The 22,888-nt window shown below is 56.2% G+C and carries 25 protein-coding genes; 18 read left to right on the forward strand and 7 right to left on the reverse strand.

All coding sequences use genetic code 11. The features are described from left to right. Positions 1–108 precede the first annotated feature (108 nt). A complete protein-coding gene (pdxR, locus tag CDA56_RS13290) occupies positions 109–1,623 on the forward strand; it encodes a MocR-like pyridoxine biosynthesis transcription factor PdxR (protein ID WP_102803185.1) in 1,515 nt (504 codons plus the stop codon). 32 nt (positions 1,624–1,655) lie between these two features. Here the strand turns inward: pdxR and rpoH are convergent, their stop codons facing one another. The 4 genes from rpoH to ftsY form a co-directional block, all read right to left on the reverse strand. Further along, entirely contained in the window at positions 1,656–2,510 is an 855-nt protein-coding gene (rpoH, locus tag CDA56_RS13295; RefSeq protein ID WP_004106554.1) for an RNA polymerase sigma factor RpoH, read from the reverse strand. Positions 2,511–2,766: 256 nt separating this feature from the next. Beyond that, entirely contained in the window at positions 2,767–3,825 is a 1,059-nt protein-coding gene (ftsX, locus tag CDA56_RS13300) for a permease-like cell division protein FtsX (protein ID WP_025106848.1), read from the reverse strand. Continuing rightward, complete coding sequence (ftsE, locus tag CDA56_RS13305) at positions 3,818–4,486, reverse strand: cell division ATP-binding protein FtsE (RefSeq protein WP_004106557.1); 669 nt, start codon at positions 4,484–4,486, stop codon at positions 3,818–3,820. The genes ftsX and ftsE overlap by 8 nt, the downstream gene beginning before the upstream one ends. A 2-nt stretch (positions 4,487–4,488) precedes the next feature. Continuing rightward, positions 4,489–6,006 (reverse strand): signal recognition particle-docking protein FtsY, encoded by a 1,518-nt coding sequence (gene ftsY / locus CDA56_RS13310; RefSeq protein WP_102803186.1) that lies wholly within the window; start codon positions 6,004–6,006, stop codon positions 4,489–4,491. Between the two features lie 192 nt (positions 6,007–6,198). Here ftsY and rsmD point away from each other — a divergent pair, with 192 nt between their 5' ends. Both rsmD and CDA56_RS13320 read left to right on the forward strand, forming a co-directional pair. Continuing rightward, complete coding sequence (gene rsmD / locus CDA56_RS13315) at positions 6,199–6,795, forward strand: 16S rRNA (guanine(966)-N(2))-methyltransferase (RefSeq protein ID WP_014227097.1); 597 nt, start codon at positions 6,199–6,201, stop codon at positions 6,793–6,795. Next, on the forward strand, positions 6,785–7,063 hold the full coding sequence (locus CDA56_RS13320) for a DUF1145 family protein (protein WP_004106574.1): 279 nt from the start codon (positions 6,785–6,787) through the stop codon (positions 7,061–7,063). Before rsmD ends, CDA56_RS13320 begins: the two co-directional genes overlap by 11 nt. Before the next feature lie 14 nt (positions 7,064–7,077). Here the strand turns inward: CDA56_RS13320 and CDA56_RS13325 are convergent, their stop codons facing one another. Then, positions 7,078–7,437 carry a DUF2500 domain-containing protein gene (locus CDA56_RS13325; protein WP_004855078.1) on the reverse strand — a complete coding sequence of 120 codons (360 nt, stop codon included), beginning with the start codon at positions 7,435–7,437 and terminating at the stop codon, positions 7,078–7,080. 142 nt (positions 7,438–7,579) lie between these two features. Here CDA56_RS13325 and CDA56_RS13330 point away from each other — a divergent pair, with 142 nt between their 5' ends. Next, positions 7,580–8,206, forward strand: coding sequence for a lysoplasmalogenase (locus tag CDA56_RS13330; protein ID WP_004855080.1), 627 nt, complete (start codon positions 7,580–7,582; stop codon positions 8,204–8,206). Between the two features lie 78 nt (positions 8,207–8,284). Beyond that, positions 8,285–10,489, forward strand: coding sequence for a Zn(II)/Cd(II)/Pb(II) translocating P-type ATPase ZntA (gene zntA / locus CDA56_RS13335; protein WP_102803187.1), 2,205 nt, complete (start codon positions 8,285–8,287; stop codon positions 10,487–10,489). A gap of 78 nt (positions 10,490–10,567) precedes the next feature. Here zntA and tusA read toward each other — a convergent pair whose 3' ends face one another. Further along, complete coding sequence (gene tusA, locus CDA56_RS13340; RefSeq protein ID WP_004106582.1) at positions 10,568–10,813, reverse strand: sulfurtransferase TusA; 246 nt, start codon at positions 10,811–10,813, stop codon at positions 10,568–10,570. Between the two features lie 166 nt (positions 10,814–10,979). Between tusA and CDA56_RS13345 the strand changes: the two genes are divergently transcribed. Both CDA56_RS13345 and CDA56_RS13350 read left to right on the forward strand, forming a co-directional pair. Continuing rightward, positions 10,980–11,645, forward strand: a complete 666-nt coding sequence (locus CDA56_RS13345; protein ID WP_025106844.1) for a 7-cyano-7-deazaguanine/7-aminomethyl-7-deazaguanine transporter — start codon at positions 10,980–10,982, stop codon at positions 11,643–11,645. Between the two features lie 73 nt (positions 11,646–11,718). Continuing rightward, entirely contained in the window at positions 11,719–12,276 is a 558-nt protein-coding gene (locus CDA56_RS13350) for a DcrB family lipoprotein (RefSeq protein WP_102803188.1), read from the forward strand. Here CDA56_RS13350 and CDA56_RS13355 read toward each other — a convergent pair whose 3' ends face one another. After that, a complete protein-coding gene (locus CDA56_RS13355; RefSeq protein ID WP_102803189.1) occupies positions 12,277–13,497 on the reverse strand; it encodes an MFS transporter in 1,221 nt (406 codons plus the stop codon). Positions 13,498–13,838: 341 nt separating this feature from the next. Here CDA56_RS13355 and CDA56_RS13360 point away from each other — a divergent pair, with 341 nt between their 5' ends. The 11 genes from CDA56_RS13360 to CDA56_RS13410 all read left to right on the forward strand — a co-directional run bounded on the left by CDA56_RS13360 (position 13,839) and on the right by CDA56_RS13410 (position 22,885). Next, on the forward strand, positions 13,839–14,888 hold the full coding sequence (locus tag CDA56_RS13360) for an AI-2E family transporter (RefSeq protein WP_009654337.1): 1,050 nt from the start codon (positions 13,839–13,841) through the stop codon (positions 14,886–14,888). 413 nt (positions 14,889–15,301) lie between these two features. Continuing rightward, positions 15,302–15,691 (forward strand): LptM family lipoprotein, encoded by a 390-nt coding sequence (locus CDA56_RS13365; RefSeq protein WP_014227101.1) that lies wholly within the window; start codon positions 15,302–15,304, stop codon positions 15,689–15,691. Positions 15,692–15,754: 63 nt separating this feature from the next. Next, positions 15,755–16,816 carry a class I SAM-dependent methyltransferase gene (locus CDA56_RS13370; RefSeq protein WP_014227102.1) on the forward strand — a complete coding sequence of 354 codons (1,062 nt, stop codon included), beginning with the start codon at positions 15,755–15,757 and terminating at the stop codon, positions 16,814–16,816. 76 nt (positions 16,817–16,892) lie between these two features. Beyond that, positions 16,893–17,615, forward strand: a complete 723-nt coding sequence (locus tag CDA56_RS13375) for a beta-ketoacyl synthase chain length factor (protein WP_032694225.1) — start codon at positions 16,893–16,895, stop codon at positions 17,613–17,615. Next, positions 17,612–18,427 carry a lysophospholipid acyltransferase family protein gene (locus CDA56_RS13380; protein WP_032719974.1) on the forward strand — a complete coding sequence of 272 codons (816 nt, stop codon included), beginning with the start codon at positions 17,612–17,614 and terminating at the stop codon, positions 18,425–18,427. Before CDA56_RS13375 ends, CDA56_RS13380 begins: the two co-directional genes overlap by 4 nt. Beyond that, positions 18,408–18,665: a phosphopantetheine-binding protein gene (locus CDA56_RS13385; protein WP_049084044.1), complete on the forward strand. Its 258-nt coding sequence runs from the start codon at positions 18,408–18,410 to the stop codon at positions 18,663–18,665. Before CDA56_RS13380 ends, CDA56_RS13385 begins: the two co-directional genes overlap by 20 nt. A gap of 30 nt (positions 18,666–18,695) precedes the next feature. Next, positions 18,696–18,929, forward strand: coding sequence for an acyl carrier protein (locus tag CDA56_RS13390; RefSeq protein ID WP_104011370.1), 234 nt, complete (start codon positions 18,696–18,698; stop codon positions 18,927–18,929). Between the two features lie 6 nt (positions 18,930–18,935). After that, positions 18,936–19,517, forward strand: a complete 582-nt coding sequence (locus CDA56_RS13395; RefSeq protein WP_032694223.1) for a COG4648 family protein — start codon at positions 18,936–18,938, stop codon at positions 19,515–19,517. Next, entirely contained in the window at positions 19,514–20,863 is a 1,350-nt protein-coding gene (locus CDA56_RS13400) for an AMP-binding protein (protein WP_049084046.1), read from the forward strand. The genes CDA56_RS13395 and CDA56_RS13400 overlap by 4 nt, the downstream gene beginning before the upstream one ends. After that, positions 20,850–21,203, forward strand: coding sequence for an ApeI family dehydratase (locus tag CDA56_RS13405; RefSeq protein ID WP_032719973.1), 354 nt, complete (start codon positions 20,850–20,852; stop codon positions 21,201–21,203). Before CDA56_RS13400 ends, CDA56_RS13405 begins: the two co-directional genes overlap by 14 nt. Next, positions 21,194–22,885, forward strand: coding sequence for a glycosyltransferase family 2 protein (locus tag CDA56_RS13410; RefSeq protein WP_064357705.1), 1,692 nt, complete (start codon positions 21,194–21,196; stop codon positions 22,883–22,885). Before CDA56_RS13405 ends, CDA56_RS13410 begins: the two co-directional genes overlap by 10 nt. The last annotated feature ends 3 nt before the right edge of the window (positions 22,886–22,888 follow it).

Here is a 22,888-nt window from a genome sequence, read left to right on the forward strand (position 1 = left end):
CCTGTCATGTGTGTCACGTTATCGCAACAAATCCGAAACTATGTCGTTTATTTACACAGGATTTGGCCCTATAATCGAGTACCAATTCAGATTATCTGAGGGATCCAATTGCGTTCGCTTATCGCAGACCTGGTGCTGGTCAGATTGCAGAAAGAAACCGACCCGCTCCTGCACAAGCGCCTTTACAAGGCGATTCGCCACGCCATTCTGGATGGTTCTCTCCCGCCCCATAGCCGCCTGCCCCCTTCACGGGATCTGGCGGGAGAGCTGAGAATGTCGCGCAACACAATTTTAACAGTTTACGAACAATTGCTGGCTGAGGGGTACGTCGTGTCCCGTCGCGGCAGCGGAACATTCGTCGCAAAAACGCTGCCCGATATGTTTCTTCCCGCCAGCAGCGCCAGTGAAAGCAGCCCTGTGCTAGCAGCCAGCGCGCCCATCTCCCGGCGCGGCCAGCATCTGCTGGGGCACATCAGCGCCAGCCCGCGTCAGTGGGGGGCATTTATCCCCGGCGTACCGGACGTCAATGCGTTTCCCCACCCGCTGTTCAGTAAAATCCAGGCGCGTATCAGTCGCCGTCCAAAACCCGAACAGCTCAGCTATAGCTGTAACGGCGGAACGGCCGAGCTGCAGCACGCGTTGGTGGACTATCTGAGAGTAGCGCGCGGCGTTCAGTGCCAGGCAGATCAAATTCTTATTACTGAAGGGATCCACCAGGCTATCGACCTGATCACCCGCATGCTGTGCGACCGCGGCGATCTCGCCTGGGTGGAGGAGCCGTCCTACTGGGGCATTCGCCATGTGCTGGCGATGAATGAAGTGCGGGCCGAGCCCGTAGTGGTTGATGCCAGCGGCCTGTGTCCGCCCGAAAGCATAGCCGAAGCGCCGCGGCTGATCTTCGTTACGCCATCCCATCAGTACCCCCTCGGCGCGGTAATGAGCCTTGAGCGCCGACAGCGCCTGCTCACCCTGGCCCATCAGCACGGCAGCTGGATTGTGGAAGATGATTACGACAGCGAGTTTCGCTTTTCCGGCCAGCCGATCCCGGCGCTACAGGGCTTAGTCCCCGAAGCGCCGGTGGTCTACGTCGGTACGTTCAGTAAAACGCTCTACCCGGGGCTGCGGCTGGGCTACGTCGTGCTGCCTCGCCCGCTGGCGGCTGAACTCAAAAACGCCCACGCCGAGCTCTACCGCGGCGGCCATTCGCTTATTCAGCTGGCGCTGGCGGAATTTATCAACGCCGGTCATTACTCGGCGCATATTCGCCGCATGCGCCTGCTCTACAGCCGCCGTCGCGTCTTTTTGACCGAGCTGATTCAGCGGCACTGCGGGCCGCACGCGCTGTCGGACTTCAGCGATAATGCCGGACTGCATTTGATCCTGAATTTGCCGGATGAGGCGGATGACGTGGCGATTGCCCGCGATGCCAACGCGCGCCATATTTTAGTGCGTCCGCTGTCGCGCTATTACCTGACGGCGCAGCGGAAGAAAGGGCTGTTGATGGGTTTTGCTTCGCAGCCGGAAACGCAGATGGAACCGGCGTTCAACGTCCTGCTTGAGTGTCTGAAAATGCACTGCCCGCAGGCGCTGGCGGAGGCAGAAAAACAAAACGCCCCATCGTAATGTGGGGCGTTATCGGGGGACTGGCGCTCAGATTAGGCTTCGATAGCGGCGCGCAGTTTTTTCATGGCGTTCTTTTCAAGCTGACGTACACGTTCAGCCGACACGCCGTAGCGGTCTGCCAGCTCCTGCAGCGTGGACTTGTTGTCTTCGTCCAGCCAGCGGGCGCGGATGATGTCCTGGCTACGTTCGTCAAGACCCTGCATCGCGTCGGTCAGCTTGTTTGCCGCCTGCTCTTCCCAGTTATCGTCTTCAATGCCGTCGGCAAAGTTAGACGTTTTATCCTGCAGATAGAGCACCGGCGCCATCGGCTGGCTATCGGACTCATCATCCGACGACATGTCGAAGGTCATGTCCTGCGCCGCCATACGTGACTCCATCTCACGCACGTCTTTGCTCGACACGCCCAGCTCGCGGGCCACCATTTCGACTTCATCCTGGTTAAACCAGCCCAGACGCTGCTTGGTTTTGCGCAGGTTAAAGAACAGCTTACGCTGTGCTTTCGTGGTCGCGACCTTCACGATACGCCAGTTACGCAGCACGTATTCATGAATTTCCGCTTTGATCCAGTGCACGGCGAAGGAAACCAGACGCACGCCCACTTCCGGGTTAAAACGGCGCACGGCTTTCATCAGGCCAATGTTGCCTTCCTGAATCAGATCCGCCTGCGGCAGGCCATAGCCCGAGTAGTTACGAGCAATATGAACAACAAAGCGCAGGTGAGACAGGATCAGCTTTTTCGCTGCTTCCAGATCGCCCTGGTAATGCAGCTTTTCAGCAAGCTCCCGCTCTTCATCAGCCGATAACATCGGCCAAGTGTTAGCAGCCCGGATGTACGATTCCAGGTTACCAACGGGGGCTAAGGCTAAAGTTTGCATATCTTTGGTCATTCAAATCCTCTCAATCGATATCTTCTGGCATCTTTCTGTCCTCACAACGGAGCAACAAACATGCCAGCATTGATGAGCAACGAGAATATCACTCACATTAGTATCAGACAGTGATTTTATCCACAAGTTCCATGCAATGATGTGAATAGATTACGCACAAAATGTGACATGGTTATGAAGTTTAGGGAAGCGTCGACAGGGACTCTTTCCCTGCAGAGAGATATTCAGTGCAGGGAAAGATTATACCAGATTTTTACTACTCGGGAGTAAAGTGACGTAAATGTTGAACGGTTGCCAGCCAGGCGGCGACCCAGCCAATCATCGAGCAAACAATCAGCATCAGCAGGCACTCGTCAAAGCCTAAGCCGCTGAGTTCAAACTGCGTGCCGAAGACTTTCGCCACTTCGGTGACCGCCGACGACAGGCGCATGACCATAATTTCCGACAGGATCAGCGACAGAAACGCGCCGGAGAACCCCAGCAGCGCCCCGCCGTAAAGGAACGGACGCAGAATAAAGCCATCGGTCGCGCCAATCAGTTTCTGCACGTTAATGGTATCGCGGCGGGCGAAGATGCTCAGACGCACGCTGTTGCCGATCACCAGGAAGACCGCCGCCACCATCAGTACGCCGATCATCGCCGAAACGCGTCCGACCAGCCCGGTCAGCGACGAGAGCCGCGCAAACCAGCTGTCATCCATACGCACTTCATCAACGCCCTGAACGTGGCTCACGCGGTCGCGCAGCGTGTTCAGCGCTTCAACGCTCTGGAAATCAATCTTCGGCACCACGATCGCCACCGCCGGCAGCGGGTTCTCTTCCAGCATATCCAGCGCGCCGCCGAAGCCTGACCAGTTGCGGAATTCGCCAAGGGCTTCATCGCGCGACAGATAGTTAACCTTCTCGACGCCCTGCTCCGCCTGCAGCTGGCCGACTACCCGGGCAGCCGCATCGTCATCCAGCGTTTTTTCCAGATAAACAGTGATTTGCGGCGTGGGATAATACTGCGACGCCGCGGTGCTGACGTTTTTGTAGACCATGTAGCACACGCTTGGCAGGGTCAACGAAATGGCGATCACCATCACCGTCAGAAACGTCGCCAGCGGCGTGCTTTTCAGATCCTGTACCGCGCCGTGCCAGGCGTAGCGCACCTGTTCATTGAATACGTTGCTCTTGCGGGAAGCCGGATTCGGCGCCGCTTTTGGCCGCTTCGACGCATTGCGCCCGCCGCTACCGCCCGCTCCGCCCGCATTGCGGAAACGGTCGAATCGATTGCCGAATCGGCGAATGTGGTTCATTGCCTCGCGCTTATTCACCGATGTGGCCTCCATGCATATGCCCCTCGCTGAGGGACAGGACGCGGTACGGACGACTGGAGATAAGCCCCAGGTCATGCGTCGCCATCAGCACCGTCACCCCAACGCGGTTAAACTCTTCAAACAGACGTAAGATCCCTTCCGACAGCGCCTCGTCGAGGTTACCGGTCGGTTCATCCGCCAGCAGGACCGCAGGTTTGTTCACCACCGCGCGGGCGATGCCCACGCGCTGTTGTTCCCCGCCTGAAAGCTGAATCGGCAGGTTTTTCGCTTTGTCCAGCAGCCCGACTTTATCCAGCGCCGCCGAGACGCGGCGACGGATGTCATCCCCGCTGGCGCCGGCGATAATCAGCGGGATCGCTACATTATCGTAAACGGTTCGGTCCATCAGCAGATGGTGGTCCTGGAAAATCATGCCAATCTGACGGCGCAAAAACGGCACCTCGCGGCTCTTCAGGCGGCTAATATCATGGCCGCCGAAAAGGATTTTGCCGGCGCTGGGCCGTTCGATACCGCAGATAAGCTTCAGCAGGGTACTTTTCCCCGCGCCGGAATGGCCGGTCAGAAACGCCATCTCGCCCGCCTGCAGATGGAAAGTCACCCCCTGCAGCGCTTGTCTCCCACCGAGATAGGCTTTGCTGACTTGTTCAAAGCGAATCATTTTTAATCCTCTCGGGCAAAAAGTGCCTCAATAAAGTCGCCCGCATTAAACGGACGCAGATCTTCAATACGTTCGCCAACACCGATGTAGCGAATCGGAATACCGAACTGATCGGCAACCGAGAAGATAACCCCGCCCTTGGCGGTCCCATCCAGCTTAGTCAAGGTAATACCGGTCAGTCCAACCGCCTCATGGAACAGTTTGGCCTGGCTAATCGCGTTCTGCCCGGTGCTGGCGTCAATGGTCAGCATAACTTCATGCGGCGCATCGACATCGAGTTTTTTCATGACGCGGACAATCTTCTTCAGCTCTTCCATCAGGTGCGATTTATTCTGCAGACGACCCGCGGTATCGGCAATCAGGACGTCAATATTGCGCGCCTTCGCCGCCTGGATGGCGTCGAAAATGACCGATGCCGAATCCGCGCCGGTGTGCTGGGCAATCACCGGAATATTGTTGCGCTGCCCCCAAACCTGGAGCTGCTCAACCGCCGCCGCGCGGAAGGTATCCCCCGCCGCCAGCATCACCGACTTGCCCTGCTGCTCGAACTGACGCGCCAGCTTGCCGATGGTGGTGGTTTTACCGACGCCGTTGACGCCGACCATCAGAATCACAAACGGCGTTTTGCCTTCTACGTTCAGCGGCTCATCCACTTTCGCCAGAATATCGCCCATCTCTTCTTTCAGCAGGCCGTACAGCGCCTCGGCGTCGCGCAGCTGCTTGCGGCTGGCGTCGTTGGTAAGACGCGTGATGATCTTACGCGTGGTTTCCACGCCGACATCGGCAATCAGCAGCTGCTCTTCCAGCTCTTCAAACAGATCATCGTCGATTTTCTTACCGCGGAACAGACTGATAAATCCGGAACCGAGGTTCTGTTTGGTTTTTACCAGGCTGCGTTTGAGGCGGGCGAAGAAACCTTCTTTGGTCGGTTTTTCCTGCTCTAACGGCGTCACGACGGTTTCGTCCGGCACCACTTCAACGGCGTTTTCTGCCGCATCGGCCGCCGCCAGAGCCTGTGCTTCCAGCTCTTCATCGGTGATATCGGCCTCAGCCTCTTCTACCGTTTCGTCTGGTTCCGGCTGGTCAACGGCGGTTTCTTCAATAACTGCCGTTTCCGGTTCGGTAATGACCTCTTCCGGCGTCTGTTCAGCGACGGCTTCAGCCACTACCGACTCGGCGATGACCTCTTCCACCAGCGGCTCAGCGACCGTCTCTTCAACCGCGGGCTGCTCCGCTATCTCCTCAACCGCCGGGGATTCGACAACCGCCTGCGGCTGTTCGCTCTCCACAACCTGCTCGGTCACCTCAACCACCTCGGCGGCAAAGGCTTCGGCATCCTGTTTCTCTGTCGCAGTGGCGTCGACCGTTTCCGGCGCAACCGCAGGCGCTTCGCTTTCCTGAGCCGGTTCTTCAACCTCTTGCTGGGCTTCTACTTTTTGTTCTGTTTCGCTTTCCTGCGCCTGTTCTTTTTGACCAAAGCCCAGCCAGGAAAAGAAGCCACGTTTTTTGTCTTTCGCCATTTGCGACTACACTCCTCGCTGTTAATTCATGGCACAGCTTCGGCCAGTAGGTAGCGGAAGCTGAAAAATGATGAAATTAGTCGGATAGTCTACCACTTAACTTAACTCGCATCACCGCCCCCGGATTAAGGTTTCGTCAACCGCCGCCGATCGTTAGAATAGCAGCCCGGAAGTTGAGACTTGAGCAAAGAGATGAAGAAACCAAACCACGCGGGCAGCGGCCAGATCCGTATTATCGGCGGGCAATGGCGGGGCCGTAAACTCCCGGTGCCGGAGAGCCCGGGTCTGCGCCCGACCACCGACCGGGTGCGCGAAACGCTATTTAACTGGCTGGCGCCGTCGATCGTTGACGCGAACTGCCTCGACTGCTTCGCCGGCAGCGGCGCGCTGGGCCTTGAAGCCCTCTCCCGCTATGCGGCCAGCGCCACGCTGCTGGAAATGGAACGCGGCGTCGCGCAGCAGCTGCAAAAAAATCTGGCGACCCTCAAAGCCAGCAACGCTAAAGTGGTCAATACCAATACTTTAGCGTTTCTTGCTCAGGCGGGCACGCCGCATCACATCGTGTTTGTCGATCCCCCGTTTCGTAAAGGACTGCTTGAAGAGACGCTAAAGCTGCTGGAAAACAACGGCTGGCTTAGCGATGAAGCGCTTGTCTACATTGAGAGTGAAGTCGAAAACGGTTTACCGCCGGTGCCGATGAACTGGCACGTCTATCGTGAAAAAGTGGCCGGACAGGTCGCCTACCGTCTCTATCAACGTGAGGCCCAAGGAGAAAACCATGCTGATTAATTTTGGCCGCTTGCTGATGCTGTGCGTGTGGGCGTTTTTATTGCTGAACCTGTTTCAACCGTTCCCAAAACCGCTGAACATCTTCGTTAACGTAGCGCTGATCTTTATGATTCTGATGCACGGCCTGCAGCTGACGCTGCTCAAGGCGACGCAGACGAAAGAGATGCCGCCGCTGGGGCGCTTCGAGCAGATTCGTATTTTCATCTTCGGCGTGTTCGAACTGGTCGCCTGGCAGAAAAAGCTCAAGGCGACCCTGAAGAAGAAGTAATGCCAGGAAAAGGTTCAGGGGTCTGGCGTAAAGCCCATAAACCGCGAACCTTTATAGCTCAGGACGCCCTTATCGCCGACGCTTAGCGCATGATACTGCGGCGCCTGCAGACGAAAAACCACTTCCAGCCCGCCGCTTTCCGGCCTGAAGCTTGCTTCATAACGCATTTCGCTGCCGGCAGGCGTCACCGTCTGCTGGCGCGAACGGCGATCGTTAATCACCTTCTCCCGCTTATTGCTCACCACCACCCGTTTTTGCAACAGCGGCGCGGCATCGTTATCCATTTTTTCCCGACGCTGCTGCACATAGCGATACGACGCGGCAACCGCAATGATGGCAACGGCAACCATAAAAAACAGCGGAACTTTACTCATTCACCTTGCCCCCAGGAATTATCAGGAATAAGCATACTGTGGCTTGATTATCATTGTCATCTTCCTCTGCAAACCACTACACTGAGATTCAGTACTGTAAGTACAATCACTTACGTAATGATAACAGATACAGGGACTTACTATGCTTTGGTCATTTATTGCTGTCTGTTTCTCCGCATGGCTTTACGTCGATGCGTCCTATCGTGGGCCTGCCTGGCGTCGCTGGGTGTTTAAACCCGTCACGCTGATCCTGCTTCTGTTACTGGCCTGGCAAGCGCCGATGTTTAACGCCATCAGCTATCTGGTGCTGGCCGGGCTTTGCGCCTCGCTGGTCGGCGATGCGCTGACCCTGCTGCCGCGGCAGCGGGTAATGTACGCCGTGGGGGCGTTCTTTCTCTCGCATCTGCTCTACACCATCTGGTTTGCCAGCCAGCTGACGCTATCTTTCTTCTGGCCGCTGCCGCTGGTGCTGCTGATCCTCGGCGCGCTGCTGCTGGCGATTATCTGGACGCGTCTGGAAGAGATGCGGATGCCGGTGTTTACCTTTATCGCGATGACGCTGGTGATGGTCTGGCTGGCCGGTGAGCTGTGGTTCGCCCGCCCGACGGATACCGCCCTGTCCGGCTTCGCTGGCGCGGCATCCCTGCTGCTCGGCAACGCGGTCTGGCTCATCAGCCATTATCGCCGCCGCTTCCGCGCTGACAACGCGATCTCCTCGGCATTTTACTTCGCCGGGCACTTCCTGATCGTCCGCGCGCTCTATTTGTAATTAAGCGCTTGACTCTGGAGTCGACTCCAGAGTGTATCCTGCGGGTAATGAGAAAATTATCATTACCCGGAGGGTCCTATGTCGGCTCCAGAATCGCAGGATAAAAAAGTCCCACACTTCTCATCGTTAAAATTTACCCCTGCCGCGCAGCCTGCGGAAAGCTGCTGCGCGGACCCCGCCTGCAGCAGCGAAACCGCCGCTGAAAACGATGCGCTGAGTCACGCGCGCTTTAGCTGGCTGGTAGAAGGCATGGACTGCGCGGCGTGCGCCCGCAAGGTCGAAACCGCCGTTCGCCAGGTGCCGGGGGTCAGCCAGGTGCAGGTACTGTTCGCCACCGAAAAGCTGCTGGTCAACGCCGAGGGCAATGTCCGTCCGCAGATCGAAAGCGCCGTGCGCGCCGCGGGCTATCAGCTGCGTGATGAAAACGCGCCACGGGCAGAGGAGCCCACCTCTTGGCTGCGCGAGAATCTGCCGCTCCTCACCCTCGTCGCCATGATGGCGCTCAGCTGGGGGCTGGAGCAGTTCAGCCCGCCTCTGGGCGAAATCGCCTTCATCGCAACCACGCTGGTCGGCCTGTGGCCGGTCGCCCGGCAAGCAATACGCCTGATCAAAAGCGGAAGCTGGTTCGCCATTGAAACCCTGATGAGCGTCGCAGCCATCGGCGCGCTGTTTATCGGCGCCACCGCCGAAGCGGCGATGGTCCTGCTGCTGTTCTTAATCGGCGAACGTCTTGAGGGCTGGGCCGCCAGCCGCGCGCGGCAAGGCGTCAGCGCCTTGATGGCGTTGAAACCCGACACGGCAATCCGCGTGCGCGACGGCGTGCGTGAAACCGTAGCCCAGCGCGACCTGCGCCCCGGCGACGTGATTGAAGTCGCCGCCGGAGGCCGCCTGCCCGCCGATGGCCAGCTGCTCTCGCCCTTCGCCAGCTTCGATGAGAGCGCGCTAACCGGTGAATCCGTACCGGTGGAGCGTAACGCCGGGGAACGCGTGGCGGCCGGCGCGACCAGCGTCGATCGTCTGGTACAGCTGACGGTGATCTCCGAACCGGGCGACAGCGCTATCGATCGTATCCTTAAGCTGATTGAAGAAGCGGAAGAGCGCCGCGCGCCGATTGAGCGCTTTATCGATCGCTTTAGCCGCATCTATACCCCGGCGATTATGGTCGTCGCGCTGCTGGTGGCCATTGTTCCGCCGCTGCTGTCTGCGGGCGCATGGCTGCCGTGGATCTATAAAGGTTTAACGCTGCTGCTGATTGGCTGTCCGTGCGCGCTGGTGATCTCAACCCCGGCGGCGATTACCTCCGGGCTGGCGGTGGCGGCGCGTCGCGGCGCGCTGATTAAAGGCGGCGCGGCGCTGGAGCAGCTGGGACGCGTGCGCCAGGTGGCGTTTGATAAAACCGGCACCCTGACCATCGGCCAGCCGCGCGTCACCGCGGTGATGACGACCGCAGACATCGGCGAAAACGATCTGCTGGCGCTGGCGGCCGCCGTGGAGCAAGGCTCCAGCCACCCGTTAGCCCAGGCCGTCGTACGTGAGGCGGAGCAGCGCCAGCTGGTCATTCCACCGGCAAGCGGCCAGCGCGCGCTGGCCGGATCCGGTATTGAGGCGCGGGTTGAAGGACGTCAGGTGCTGATTTGCGCCGCGGGTAAAAATCGCGATCCACAGTACGATGAACCTATTCAGCAGCTGGAGAGCGCGGGGCAAACCGTGGTGCTGGTGATGCGCGATGAGGCGCTGCTGGGGATTGTGGCGCTGCGCGATACGCTACGCGATGATGCTCGCCAGGCGGTGGATGAACTCCATCAGTTAGGCGTTCAGGGAATCATACTGACCGGCGACAATCCGCGCGCGGCGGCGGCTATTGCCAGCGAACTGGGGCTGGCGTTCCGCGCCGGGCTGCTGCCTGCGGATAAAGTGCAGGCGGTGATGGCGCTTAATGCCCAGTCGCCGCTGGCCATGGTCGGCGACGGGATCAACGATGCGCCGGCGATGAAAGCGGCGACCATTGGCATCGCGATGGGCAGCGGCACCGACGTCGCTCTGGAGACTGCCGATGCGGCATTGACCCACAATCGCCTCACCGGACTGGCGCAGATGATTTCGCTGGCGCGCGCCACTCACGCCAATATCCGGCAGAACATCGCTATCGCGCTGGGTCTGAAGGGGATTTTCCTCGTCACCACCCTGCTTGGTCTCACCGGCCTGTGGCTGGCGGTGCTGGCGGATACCGGGGCGACGGTGCTGGTCACCGCTAACGCGCTGCGGCTGCTACGTAAGAAGTAGGGACAATACCCGGGGGCGGCGCTTGACGCGCCTTGCCCGGGCTACAGGTTCGCGCGGTCTGGTTTTTTGTAGCCTGGATCAGTGGCTTTTACGGATCAGATAGCGGTACGGCAGCGCCTCGGTTTCCTGCGCCAGCAGCTCATGCTCCATAAAGCGGCAGAAACCGGGAATATCGCGGGTCGTCGCCGGATCGTCGGCCACGATTAGCAGCGTCTCGCCCACCGGCATCGTACGCACTGTCTTGCGCACCATCATCACCGGTTCCGGGCAACGAAGCCCCTGCGCATCAAGCGTATGGTCAGGGCTGGAGAAAAGTTCGCTCATTTTCATCTCACATTAACAAAACGGCCCTAGTTTACCCCCAGTTCGCCAGTACGCAAGCCAGGTTAACGTTTGCGCGAAAAACAACCATTGCAATACGCTCGCAACGCAGTATCATGCAGCCGTTTTTATTGGGTTCCCTCACCCCAACCACTAAAAAGGTCACAATATGAGTCCGTTTACTACCGTACAGCGTAAAAAAGCGCTGATCTGGCTATCGCTTTTCCATCTGCTGGTCATCACTTCCAGTAACTATCTGGTGCAGCTGCCGATCTCCATTTTTGGTTTTCATACCACCTGGGGCGCATTCAGCTTTCCGTTTATTTTCCTCGCCACCGACCTGACGGTGCGGATTTTCGGCGCTCCGCTGGCGCGACGCATTATCCTCGCGGTCATGATCCCGGCGCTGGTTATCTCCTACGGGGTTTCCGCGCTGTTCTATATGGGCGAGTGGCAGGGGTTTGCCGCATTAACCAGCTTTAACCTGTTTGTCGCCCGTATCGCCGCCGCCAGCTTTATGGCCTACGCGCTGGGGCAAATCCTCGACGTCCACGTCTTTAACCGCCTGCGTCAAAACCGCCGCTGGTGGCTGGCGCCCACGGCATCCACCCTTTTTGGTAACGTCAGCGATACGCTGGCCTTCTTCTTTATCGCCTTCTGGCGCAGCCCGGACCCGTTTATGGCGGCGCACTGGGGTGAAATCGCCATCGTCGACTACTGCTTCAAGGTGCTGATTAGCATCGTATTCTTCCTGCCGATGTACGGCATGTTGTTGAATATGCTGCTGAAAAAACTGGCAGATAAATCTGATTTATCCGCATTGCAGCCAGGTTAAGAGTACTCACGAAACGATGTGATAAGATAAGCGAATGAGCCGTTAATGGCCGTTTATCGAAAGGAAGATGTCAATGCGCAATTTGGTTAAATATGTCGGTATTGGCCTGCTGGTTGTGGGTCTTGCGGCCTGTGATAACAGCGATACAAAAACGCCGACTGCCGGGGCTGCTGCGGAAAGCAACGCCAGCGGGCAACCTATTAGTCTGCTGGATGGCAAACTGAGCTTCTCCCTGCCAGCCGGTATGACCGACCAGAGCGGCAAGCTGGGCACCCAGGCCAACAATATGCACGTCTATTCTGATGCCACCGGCCAGAAAGCGGTGATCGTGATTGTGGGTGACAATACCAACGAGGATCTGGCGGTGATGAGCCAGCGTCTGGAAGAGCAGCAGCGCAGCCGCGACCCGCAGCTGCAGGTCGTGAGCAATAAATCCATTGAGATCAAAGGCCACACGCTGCAACAGCTGGACAGCATCATCTCCGCCAAGGGTCAGACCGCCTGGTCTTCCGTCCTTCTCGGCAAGGTTGATGACAAACTGCTGACGCTGCAAATCACATTGCCAGCGGATAACCAGCAGCAGGCGCAGACCGAAGCGGAAAACATTATCAACACCCTCGTCATCCAGTAACTACTGGCCTGACGCCGCGGCCTCCGGTTCACCGACCGGGGGCCGTTTTTTTAACCGCCATCCCAGCAGCAGCGCCACCGCAACCAGCCCCGCCGTCGCCAGATAGATCGATGAAATGCCCGCCCACGCCATCAGCAGCCCGGCAAGCGGACCGGTGATCCCCAGCGAGAGATCCATAAATACCGTGTAGGTTGCCAGCGCCGACCCCTGGTTCTGCTGCGGTACGGCCTTCACCGCCACCACGCCAAGCGCCGGGAACACCAGCGAAAAACCGGCTCCGGCAAAGAAAGTGCCGATTTTCGCCATCAGCGGCGTCTCCGCCAGGCCCACTAACAGCAGCCCAATAATCTCGACGACAAAACAGAGCATCGCCACGTTCAGCCCGCCGAGGCGGTTAATTCCGTTGGGGAACAGCAGGCGAGTGCCGACAAAGGCGCAGCTAAACAGCGTCAGTGCGAAGGCCGCGCCGTCCCAGCCTTTAGCATCATAAAACAGAGTGATAAAGGTGGCGATAACGCCAAAACCCGCCGAAGCCAGGGCCAGCGCCATGCCGTAGAGCCAGACGCGCCCCAGCACCGCGCGAAACGACATCGCTTTACCCTTGCCCGCTTTGATCGCCGCCCGCGGCAACGCGCACAGCACGGCCACCAGCGCGACCGCCATAATGGTCAACGCCAGCCCGTGCAGGCCAATCAGCGAGTAACAGAGCACGCCGAGCGGCGCGCCCATCGCCATCGCTCCGTAGGTGACAATGCCGTTCCAGGAAATGACCCGCCCGATATGCAGCGAACCGACTACCCCGACGCCCCACAGCGTTGAGCCGGTTCCCGCGAAGCTCTGCCCGATGCCGAGGATAATCCGGCCAAGGCACAGCAGCGCCAGGCTAACCACGGGCAAGCCGCCGAAGAGCGCCGCCAGCAGATAGCCGAGTCCGCTCAGAAAGCAGCCGCACAGGCCGAAAATGACGATCTTTTTTGGCCCCAGCAGATCGGCATAGCGCCCGGCGTGAGGGCGGCTGAGCAGCGTAGCGAAGTACTGGAGGCTAATCACCAGCCCGGCCCAAAAGGCGCTAAACCCCATCACATCATGAACATAGCCGGGCAATACCGCCAGCGGCAGGCCAATGGTCAGGTAGCTGGCAAAGTTAAAAATCACGACAGAGACAATCCGCAGATTGAGGCGCAATCCATTAAGCGCCGGTTCGGCGACGGTTTCGGGCATCGGGTTCCACCAGATTTTTACAACTGTGTTTCATTTCTACCACGCCACACGTTATAAATCAGCAGCCAGATTAGGATTCCTGGCAGCAAGCCAGCCGCTACACTTAGAGCCTATCCCACCAGGCGTTATTGTCGCAGGCAGTTTGAACACGGACAGCGCACAGAAACCGGAGCGTACACGGAGTACGTGAGGATTGACTCGCTACGCTCGCCCTCCGGGCCGCCCTGAAGGGCGTTCAAAATACTTTCGTATTTTGTCGAGCACTGCCCGTGTTCAAAATGGCAAGTAAAATAGCCCTAATGGAGTGGGCTCTTAATGAAAATCATAGAAAGGAAGAGTGAATGACAACCCCTCAGCCCGATAAAACGGGCATGCATATTCTGCTCAAACTGGCGTCACTGGTGGTTATCCTCGCCGGTATTCACGCCGCGGCAGATATCATCGTGCAGCTATTACTGGCGCTGTTCTTCGCCATTGTCCTCAACCCTCTGGTCACCTGGTTTATTCGCCGCGGCGTGCGTCGCCCGGTCGCCATTACTATCGTAGTGGTGGTGATGCTGATCGTGCTCACCGCGTTAATTGGCGTACTGGCCGCGTCGGTTAACGAATTTGTCGCCATGATGCCAAAATATAATAAAGAGCTGACGGCAAAAGTCCTGCGGCTGCAGGAGGCGCTGCCCTTTTTGCATATTCATATGTCCCCGGAGCGTATGCTGCAACGCATAGACTCCGACAAGCTGATGACGTTCACGACCACCCTGATGACCGGGCTGTCCGGCGCCATGGCCAGCGTCGTTCTGCTGGTTATGACGGTGGTATTTATGCTTTTTGAAGTCCGGCATGTGCCCTATAAACTCCGTTTTGCCCTCAACAACCCACAAATCCACATCGCCGGTCTTCATCGGGCGTTAAAAGGCGTTTCGCATTATCTGGCGCTGAAAACGCTGCTTAGCCTGTGGACCGGGGTGATTATCTGGTTAGGGCTGATGCTAATGGGGGTGCAGTTTGCGCTGATGTGGGGCGTGCTGGCTTTTCTGCTGAACTATGTGCCTAACATTGGCTCGGTGATTTCCGCCGTCCCGCCGATGATCCAGGCGTTACTTTTTAACGGATATTATGAATGCCTGCTGGTCGGCGCACTCTTTTTAGTCGTGCACATGATTATCGGCAATATTCTCGAACCCCGCATGATGGGCCACCGGCTGGGCATGTCTACGCTGGTGGTTTTCCTCTCGTTGCTGGTCTGGGGATGGCTGCTTGGACCGGTGGGAATGCTGCTGTCGGTACCGTTAACCAGCGTGTGTAAAATATGGATGGAGACCACCAGGGGCGGCAGTAAGTTAGCCATCCTGCTCGGGCCCGGGCGCCCCAAAAGCAGGCTACCGGGCTAGCTGATCTTGTCGTATCAATGCATCCGTATACCCGTATTTAAAAAAGCGGGTATGCGGGAAATACGTTATTCAGATAAGCTTCATAGATAAATCACAACAGAACACTATTCACCTGCTATTTATTTTCAACTTTTTCGCTACAGAGCAGAAACATCCCTCCTTTGATTATATTCATTGATAGAGCATATTAATTTAATTATACTTTTGCACCGGCCTCTAACAAGCGGCCTCCATTATTCGTCTTGACAATAAAAAACCATTAACATCAGAGTCTCCATCTATCTGAACGACTTAAAAGCAGACAAACACACGAATTAATGTAGAATAAAAACGATAGCCGCATAACATCTACGTATCAATATTTCCAACACGATATATTATTTTTTTTACCAATAAAATGATAGGGAGTATTCATGAAAAAAATAATTCGCTGGGTTGCCGCCGCAACGATTATCGGTGCTCTGGCAGGCTGTGCCCGTACAGCGCCCATTGAACAAATCCATACAACAGTAAGCGCAGGCCATACCGAAGCCGAGGTTAAAAATGCAATCATCAAGGCAGGTGCCCAGAGAGAATGGATTATGTCAGACGCTGGGCCGGGGGTGATCAATGCCCGCCAACAAATACGCGACCATATTGCTGAAATTAAAATTAACTATTCCGCAACCAGCTATTCCATCAACTATGCCAGCAGCATTAACCTGATGGCCTCCGGTGGAAAAATTCATAGAAACTATAACCGCTGGGTGCACAACCTTGATAAAGATATTCAAATTACCCTTGCTGCGGACTCAGCTCGGTAAATGAACTCTCTTTGGGCCAATAACGGCCCGTTCCCCCACTAAACTGTAAAGGCTGTGTCAATCGTGTACAAAAAGGACACTCTCAGCGCACTGGATGCTATTACCGAAGCGCAGCGGATTGCTTTTGCCCCCATGCTTTTTCAAACTGCATTATGCCTACGCAACTCAGGCGTACTAGATTACCTCGACCATCAAGGTAAACTCGGTGCGACGCTGGAGGCTATTTGTGAGCATTGCGAGGTAAATGAATACGCCGTCAGCGTATTGCTGGATATGGGATTAAGTGGACGTATCCTTACTCATAAAGGAGAGTGCTATTATCTCGCTAAAGTAGGACATTTCTTACTTCATGATACAATGACCCGGGTAAATATGGATTTCACACAGGATGTTTGTTATCAGGGATTGTTTTTTCTGGAAAATGCGCTCCAGGAAGGAAAGCCAACCGGGTTAAAAGTATTTGGCGACTGGCCCACGATTTATCCAGCCCTGGCACAGTTACCGCAGGCGGCGCGTAAAAGCTGGTTCGCTTTTGATCATTACTATTCTGACGGGGCATTCAATGCTGCACTGCCGTATGTATTCGCCAGCCAGCCCGCAACCCTGTACGATGTAGGCGGAAATACCGGAAAGTGGGCTTTACGCTGCTGTCAGTATGATGAAAATATCGCGGTAACGTTATTAGATTTGCCTCAACAAATTGCACTGGCTCGTGAAAATATAGAAAATGCAGGCCTTACCCACCGCATCGATTTCCATGCTGTGGATATGCTGAGCGACGCGCACCTTCCCGGGGAAGCGGATGTCTGGTGGATGAGTCAATTTCTTGACTGCTTTTCACCAGAACAAATTATCACCATGCTCAGTAACGTGGCGCGCGTGATGAAACCCGGCGCTCGCCTGTGCATTCTGGAACTGTTCTGGGACGCGCAGAAATTTGAAGCTGCATCTTTCAGTCTGAATGCGTCTTCGCTCTATTTTACCTGCATGGCCAACGGTTACAGCCGGTTCTACAGCGTCGACAAGTTTTATCGCTATCTGGAAATGGCAGGATTCCAGGTAGAACAACGTCAGGATAATTTAGGCGTTGGGCATACCTTATTGATATGCCAGAAAATAAAATAACAAAGCAGCGTTACTCGCTGTTTTGGCGTTCAATTTAACGCCAGCAAAATCATTGATTGATCGCGGACGCGAGCGGATGACATTTTCATTTAACATAATTGACTGGCAAGCCATGGCTCCTGGGGTCAGTGGCACCGAACAGTGGCAAAAGTGGTCACGGCATTTGCACGCCATCGACCCCACGGCACCGTTGGCTAAGCTCAGCGAGCTGCCAATGATGACGGCCCGCCGGCTCAGCTCCGGTAGTAAGCTGGCAGTCGAGTGCGGGCTGGCAATACTCCGTCGCCATGAGATAGATGCTGTTGTGTACACCAGCCGCCACGGAGAGCTGGAGCGTAACTACCGGATCCTGCACGCGCTGGCGACAGAGCAGGCGCTCTCTCCAACCGATTTCGCCTTATCCGTGCATAACTCCGCCGTAGGTAATCTGACTATCGCCGCGAAAAAGCCGATCGTTTCATCGTCGCTCTCCGCCGGCCGCGATACTTTCCAGCAGGGATTGTATGAAGTCATGGGTCTGCTGAATGCGGGGTACCAGCGTATTTTAATAGTCGATTTCGACGGTTTCCTGCCTGTTTTTTATCACCCGCAGCTACCACCTTTGATGCCCACCTGGCCCTATGCAACGGCGTGGATTATTGAGGCTGGTAGCGAATGGCAGTGTAAAACCCAACGCTGCGAGGTTGGCGAGGAGAGCGAGCTACCGCAAAGTTTGCTGTTTTTACAACACTATTTGCAGAATACCAGCACATTCACCATCCCCGGTGAGCGCGTGCAGTGGCAGTGGTGCCGCTCATGAATAGTATGCTACCCAAGCTAAACCGTCTTTGGCGAGCGGCAATGACCGGCTTTTGTTTCGCGCTTTTCGGGCTTGGCGGGCTGCTGCTCTCGCTTGTCTGGTTTAATCTGCTGCTGGCAACGATTCGCGACAAAGCCCGTCGCCGTCGACTCGCACGGCGCAGCATTTCAGCCAGTTTCCGATTCTTTCTCACCGTGGTAAAAGCCGTTGGTGTACTCGATTTTCGCATTGAAGGCGGCGACGTTTTGCGCCAGGAGCGCGGTTGCTTGATCGTCGCCAACCACCCTAGCCTGATCGATTATGTCATGCTCGCTTCAGTAATGCCCGAAACAGACTGCCTGGTGAAGAGCGCGCTGCTGAAAAATCCGTTTCTCAGCGGCGTTATTCGCGCGGCGGATTATCTGATTAACGATCAGGCTGATGCCCTGCTTCCGGCCAGCAGCCAGCGTTTACAACAGGGTGACACCATTTTGATTTTTCCCGAGGGAACGCGCACGTTACCTGGCGAAAAAATGACGCTACAGCGCGGTGCGGCCAATATCGCGGTTCGCTGCGGTAGCGATTTGCGCGTAGTCGTTATCCGCTGTACCGAGCATATGCTGGGCAAACAGAGCAAGTGGTATGATGCTCCGCCAACGAAACCACGCTTTACCATTGCGGTTGGTGAGCGGCTACAAATCAACCAATTTTACGATGCAAACATACAAGAACCGGCGCTGGCGGCAAGGCAGTTAAACCGGCATATTTTGCTTCAATTACAATCAGGTACTACGCCTGGCACAGGAATTAATGATGCAAGCGCTCTATCTTGAAATTAAAAATCTGATCATAAATACACTGAACCTGGACGAACTGTCCGTTGACGATATCGAAACCGAAGCGGCGCTGTTTGGCGATGGTTTGGGCCTGGACTCAATCGATGCTCTGGAACTGGGTCTGGCAGTGAAAAACCAGTACGGTGTGGCGCTGTCCGCCGAGAGTGAAGAGATGCGTCAGCACTTTTTCTCCGTTGCCACGCTGGCATCTTTCATTCATGCGCAACGTACCTGAGGAGACGCCGTTACGACCGCACAAAACGCCATTTACGAAGAAGTCTCCGCGCTGCTGATTAAGCTGTTCGAAGTCGACGCGCAGGCAATTCAACCTGAAGCGCGCCTGTACGAGGATCTGGAGCTGGATAGCATCGACGCAGTCGACATGATCGTACATCTTCAAAAGAAAACCGGTAAGAAAATCAAGCCGGAAGAGTTTAAAGCCGTTCGTACCGTGCAGGATGTCGTCGATGCGGTAGAACGCCTGCTCAAAGAAGCATAATTCTCCGTGTCAGGCGCACGGTCGCTGCCGGTCATCACCCTGCTGACAGGTTTATTGCTGCTGACCTGGCCATTTTTGATCTGGTTTGGTCTGGCGCATAACGGCCTGCGCTGGCTGCTGCCGCTAATTGCACTCTTGCTATTTTTACGCTGTCGTCAGATCCGACGACAGGCGGGGCCACTACGCATCGTCACACAGATCGTTGCTGCCGCAGGCATCACGCTGTGCTCTGCCAGCTATCTGCTCAAAACTCACCAACTGCTACTGTTTTACCCGGTGGTAGTGAACAGCGTCATGCTAGCGGTTTTTGGCGGTTCGCTGTGGTCAGCTATGCCGATTATCGAACGCCTGGCACGACTGCGAGAACCAGACCTTCCAGAAACTGCCGTTCGTTATACACGCCGAGTGACACAAATTTGGTGCGCATTTTTCATCTTCAACGGCAGCATTGCGCTCTTAACCGCGCTGCACGGCGACATGTCCATTTGGACGGCGTGGAACGGGATGCTCTCTTATCTGTTGATGGGCATGCTGATGGCCGGTGAGTGGTTAGTACGCCGGCGGGTAATGAAAAGAGATAATCAATGAAGCCGATCCTCACTCTGGCCCAGTGGCTCAACGCCCCTCGCCCGGTCGACACGTCGATTGCATGGCAGGAAGGACATACCTGGACACTTGGGCATCTGCGCAAGGATGTCGGTCATCTGCTTGAATACCTGCAACAGCAGGAAGGCGATCGCTGGGCGCTATGTTTTGAAAACAGCTATTTGTTCATCGTCGCGCTGCTGGCAACGCTGCATGCAGGTAAAATACCGGTGCTCCCTGGACACTGCCGCGTAACATTATTGAGTGAGCAGCACACCCTGTTTGACGGTCTATTGAGCGATAAAGTGCTGGACTGGCAGGGCTCGCTGCGGGTGGTCAGTTCCGCCATGACGCTCGCCACTGAATCCTTCGCCTTTCCAGCAATCGACAACGATGCATATATTGAGCTGTTTACCTCCGGATCGACTGGTCAGCCAAAACGTGTGAACAAACCAATACGCCTTCTCAACAACGAAGCACAGCTGCTGGCAACGCGCTTTGCCGATCGTCTTGCAAATTGCCGCATAGTCGCTTCAGTCACACCTCAACACCTGTACGGCCTGACATTCCGTATCTTCCTGCCGATGGCCTTAGGTCTGCCTCTCCACGCAGGGATGCTCTGGTACGCAGAGCAGTTGGCGGCTCTGAGCCATAAATATCGGTACGCGTTTATCAGCAGCCCTGCATTCCTCAAACGCCTCGACGGCCAGCTCGCTCCCCCACCGGTAGAGATGATCCTGTCCGCGGGTGGTGTGCTCTCCTGGTCAGATGCCGCGCGAGCAGCTAGCTGGCTGAACGTTTGGGTGGATGAAATCTACGGCAGTACTGAAACCGGCGTTATCGCCTGCCGCGATTACCAACAAGATGATGCGAAATGGTTGCCTTTTCCTGGCATCAGCATCCATCAGGAAAATGGTTCATTTCGCGTTATTTCACCGCTAATCGCAGATGTTGATGGCTTTTTACTCGATGATATTCTGCAATTTTCAAAAAATGGACAGTTCGGCCTGATTGGACGCCGGGGGCGGGTGGTCAAAATTGAAGAGAAGCGCATTTCGCTCAGCGAAGTGGAGCAGCGCCTGCTGATGTTGGACGGCATCCTTGATGCAGCGGTATTAACGGTAACACGCGGCAGCCGTCAAAGCGTGGGCGCCTTGCTGGTCCTGGATAACAACGCGCGAAAGCGCTGGGGTAAAACCCAGGAATTAACATGGCGGAAAGCGTTGAGCTCATGGCTGGAGCCGGTCGCCGTTCCCCGCTACTGGCGGGTGATTGATGAAATTCCGGTAAACAGTATGAACAAGCGTGTCTATGCGCAATTACAGGAGTTATTTCATGAAACCCCATGAAATTGAGCGCCATCAAGCACAACCTCATCAGATTCAAATCGATTTATATCTCGACCCCACGCTGTTCTGGTTTCGCGGGCATTTTGCCGTCCAGCCGCTGCTCCCGGGCGTTGCGCAGATAGATTGGGTGATGCATTACGCTACCACCCTACTCGCGCCCGGCTGGCGTTTTCATAGTATTCAGAACGTGAAGTTCCAGGCGCCGCTATTGCCGGAGACAGCCGTTACGCTCACCGTGCTCTGGCAGGAAGAACGGCAAATACTCACCTTTAGCTATCAGCGCCACGACGGCGAAGCGCGACACACAGCCAGCAGCGGGAAGATCCGTTTATGCCGTTAAATTTTTCCCCGTGCGTGCTGATCCCCTGCTATAACCACGGCGCGATGATGTCGCGCGTGATGGCGCGTCTTCAGCCGTTTGGCCTGCACTGCATCGTAGTTGATGATGGCAGCGATTTCCGTACGCAACAGGAACTCGAACGATTAGCGGCAGCATCTGCAAATATGACTTTAATTCGCCTGCCGATTAACTCAGGTAAAGGCGCAGCGGTTATTCGCGGCATGCAGACGGCAGCGGAAGCTGGCTTTAGTCATGCCGTCCAGGTTGATGCCGACGGCCAGCATGCTCTTGAAGACATTCCCAAACTGCTTGCACTGGCCGAGGAACACCCGACGGCGCTGATTTCCGGACAGCCAATTTATGATGACTCCATTCCCCGCTCACGCCTGTATGGGCGCTGGGTGACCCACGTCTGGGTGTGGATCGAAACGCTTTCGCTTAAATTGAAAGACAGCATGTGTGGCTTTCGGGTCTATCCGGTTGCGCCAACGCTGCGGCTAGCGCAGCGCGTGGCGCTAGGTAAGCGGATGGACTTCGATACTGAAGTTATGGTGCGTCTCTACTGGCAGGGTAGTACCAGTTATTTTATCCCAACCCGCGTTACCTATCCGCTGGACGGGCTATCTCATTTCGACGCCTTCAAAGATAACCTGCGTATCTCACGGATGCACACGCGACTGTTCTTCGGCATGCTGCCGCGCATCCCATCGCTGTTGTTCCGCCACACATCGCCACACTGGGCGCATCAGCAGGAGGTCAGGGGATTGTGGGGAATGCGTGTGATGCTTCTGGTATGGCGCCTGCTAGGGCGCAAGGCATTTACTCTGCTACTCTATCCAGTGGTCGCCGTTTACTGGCTCACGGCTTCCACTGCTCGTAAAGCTTCGCGGAACTGGATATCTCGCGTACGCGAACAGCTCACCGAGCGTCTGATGCCGGTCCCCCCTTCGCTCACCAGCTACCAGCACTTTCTGCGCTTCGGAAATGCAATGCTCGATAAAATTGCCAGTTGGCGCGGCGAGCTGCGGTTGGGCCGCGATGTGGTATTTTCGCCTGGCGCGGAAGAAGCGCTCAACGTCAACTCACCGTACGGCAAGCTGCTGCTTGCATCACATCTGGGCGATGTTGAAGCCTGCCGCGCGCTAGCGCAATTACAGGGCAGCAAAATCATCAACGCGCTGGTATTCAGCGACAATGCCCAGCGCTTTAAGCAAATTATGCAGGAAATGGCTCCGCAGGCTGGACTCAACCTGATGCCGGTCACCGACATCGGCCCGGAGACCGCCATCCAGCTTAAAGAGAAGCTAGAGCGCGGCGAGTGGATTGCCATTGTCGGCGATCGCATTGCGGTTAATCCCCAGCGCGGCGGCGAATGGCGCGTCTGCTGGAGCCGCTTTATGGGCCAACCCGCTCCGTTTCCACAGGGGCCGTTCATTCTCGCCTCGATTTTAGGTTGTCAGGTGGATCTGATTTTCGCCCTGCGCCAGCAGGGAACGCTGCGTATTCACTGCGAACCGTTCGCCGATCCGCTGCTGCTGCCGCGCGCCGAACGTCAGGATGCCTTGCAGAAAACTATCGAGCGCTACGCCGAACGCCTCGAGCACTATGCGCTCCAGTCGCCGCTGGACTGGTTTAACTTTTTCGATTTCTGGCAACTGCCGGACACCAAACACAAGGAATAAAAG

Source organism: Klebsiella michiganensis, from assembly GCF_002925905.1.
GTDB classification, from domain to species: domain Bacteria; phylum Pseudomonadota; class Gammaproteobacteria; order Enterobacterales; family Enterobacteriaceae; genus Klebsiella; species Klebsiella michiganensis.

What these genes read in the sequence shown, in the direction of transcription:
- rpoH (WP_004106554.1), bottom strand. Translation starts at nt 2,510, where the DNA reads ATGACCAAAGATATGCAAACTTTAGCCTTAGCCCCCGTTGGTAACCTG.
- ftsE (WP_004106557.1), bottom strand. Translation starts at nt 4,486, where the DNA reads ATGATTCGCTTTGAACAAGTCAGCAAAGCCTATCTCGGTGGGAGACAA.
- ftsY (WP_102803186.1), bottom strand. Translation starts at nt 6,006, where the DNA reads ATGGCGAAAGACAAAAAACGTGGCTTCTTTTCCTGGCTGGGCTTTGGT.
- rsmD (WP_014227097.1), top strand. Translation starts at nt 6,199, where the DNA reads ATGAAGAAACCAAACCACGCGGGCAGCGGCCAGATCCGTATTATCGGC.
- CDA56_RS13320 (WP_004106574.1), top strand. Translation starts at nt 6,785, where the DNA reads ATGCTGATTAATTTTGGCCGCTTGCTGATGCTGTGCGTGTGGGCGTTT.
- CDA56_RS13325 (WP_004855078.1), bottom strand. Translation starts at nt 7,437, where the DNA reads ATGAGTAAAGTTCCGCTGTTTTTTATGGTTGCCGTTGCCATCATTGCG.
- CDA56_RS13330 (WP_004855080.1), top strand. Translation starts at nt 7,580, where the DNA reads ATGCTTTGGTCATTTATTGCTGTCTGTTTCTCCGCATGGCTTTACGTC.
- zntA (WP_102803187.1), top strand. Translation starts at nt 8,285, where the DNA reads ATGTCGGCTCCAGAATCGCAGGATAAAAAAGTCCCACACTTCTCATCG.
- tusA (WP_004106582.1), bottom strand. Translation starts at nt 10,813, where the DNA reads ATGAGCGAACTTTTCTCCAGCCCTGACCATACGCTTGATGCGCAGGGG.
- CDA56_RS13345 (WP_025106844.1), top strand. Translation starts at nt 10,980, where the DNA reads ATGAGTCCGTTTACTACCGTACAGCGTAAAAAAGCGCTGATCTGGCTA.
- CDA56_RS13350 (WP_102803188.1), top strand. Translation starts at nt 11,719, where the DNA reads ATGCGCAATTTGGTTAAATATGTCGGTATTGGCCTGCTGGTTGTGGGT.
- CDA56_RS13355 (WP_102803189.1), bottom strand. Translation starts at nt 13,497, where the DNA reads ATGCCCGAAACCGTCGCCGAACCGGCGCTTAATGGATTGCGCCTCAAT.
- CDA56_RS13360 (WP_009654337.1), top strand. Translation starts at nt 13,839, where the DNA reads ATGACAACCCCTCAGCCCGATAAAACGGGCATGCATATTCTGCTCAAA.
- CDA56_RS13365 (WP_014227101.1), top strand. Translation starts at nt 15,302, where the DNA reads ATGAAAAAAATAATTCGCTGGGTTGCCGCCGCAACGATTATCGGTGCT.
- CDA56_RS13375 (WP_032694225.1), top strand. Translation starts at nt 16,893, where the DNA reads ATGACATTTTCATTTAACATAATTGACTGGCAAGCCATGGCTCCTGGG.
- CDA56_RS13380 (WP_032719974.1), top strand. Translation starts at nt 17,612, where the DNA reads ATGAATAGTATGCTACCCAAGCTAAACCGTCTTTGGCGAGCGGCAATG.
- CDA56_RS13385 (WP_049084044.1), top strand. Translation starts at nt 18,408, where the DNA reads ATGCAAGCGCTCTATCTTGAAATTAAAAATCTGATCATAAATACACTG.
- CDA56_RS13400 (WP_049084046.1), top strand. Translation starts at nt 19,514, where the DNA reads ATGAAGCCGATCCTCACTCTGGCCCAGTGGCTCAACGCCCCTCGCCCG.
- CDA56_RS13405 (WP_032719973.1), top strand. Translation starts at nt 20,850, where the DNA reads ATGAAACCCCATGAAATTGAGCGCCATCAAGCACAACCTCATCAGATT.
- CDA56_RS13410 (WP_064357705.1), top strand. Translation starts at nt 21,194, where the DNA reads ATGCCGTTAAATTTTTCCCCGTGCGTGCTGATCCCCTGCTATAACCAC.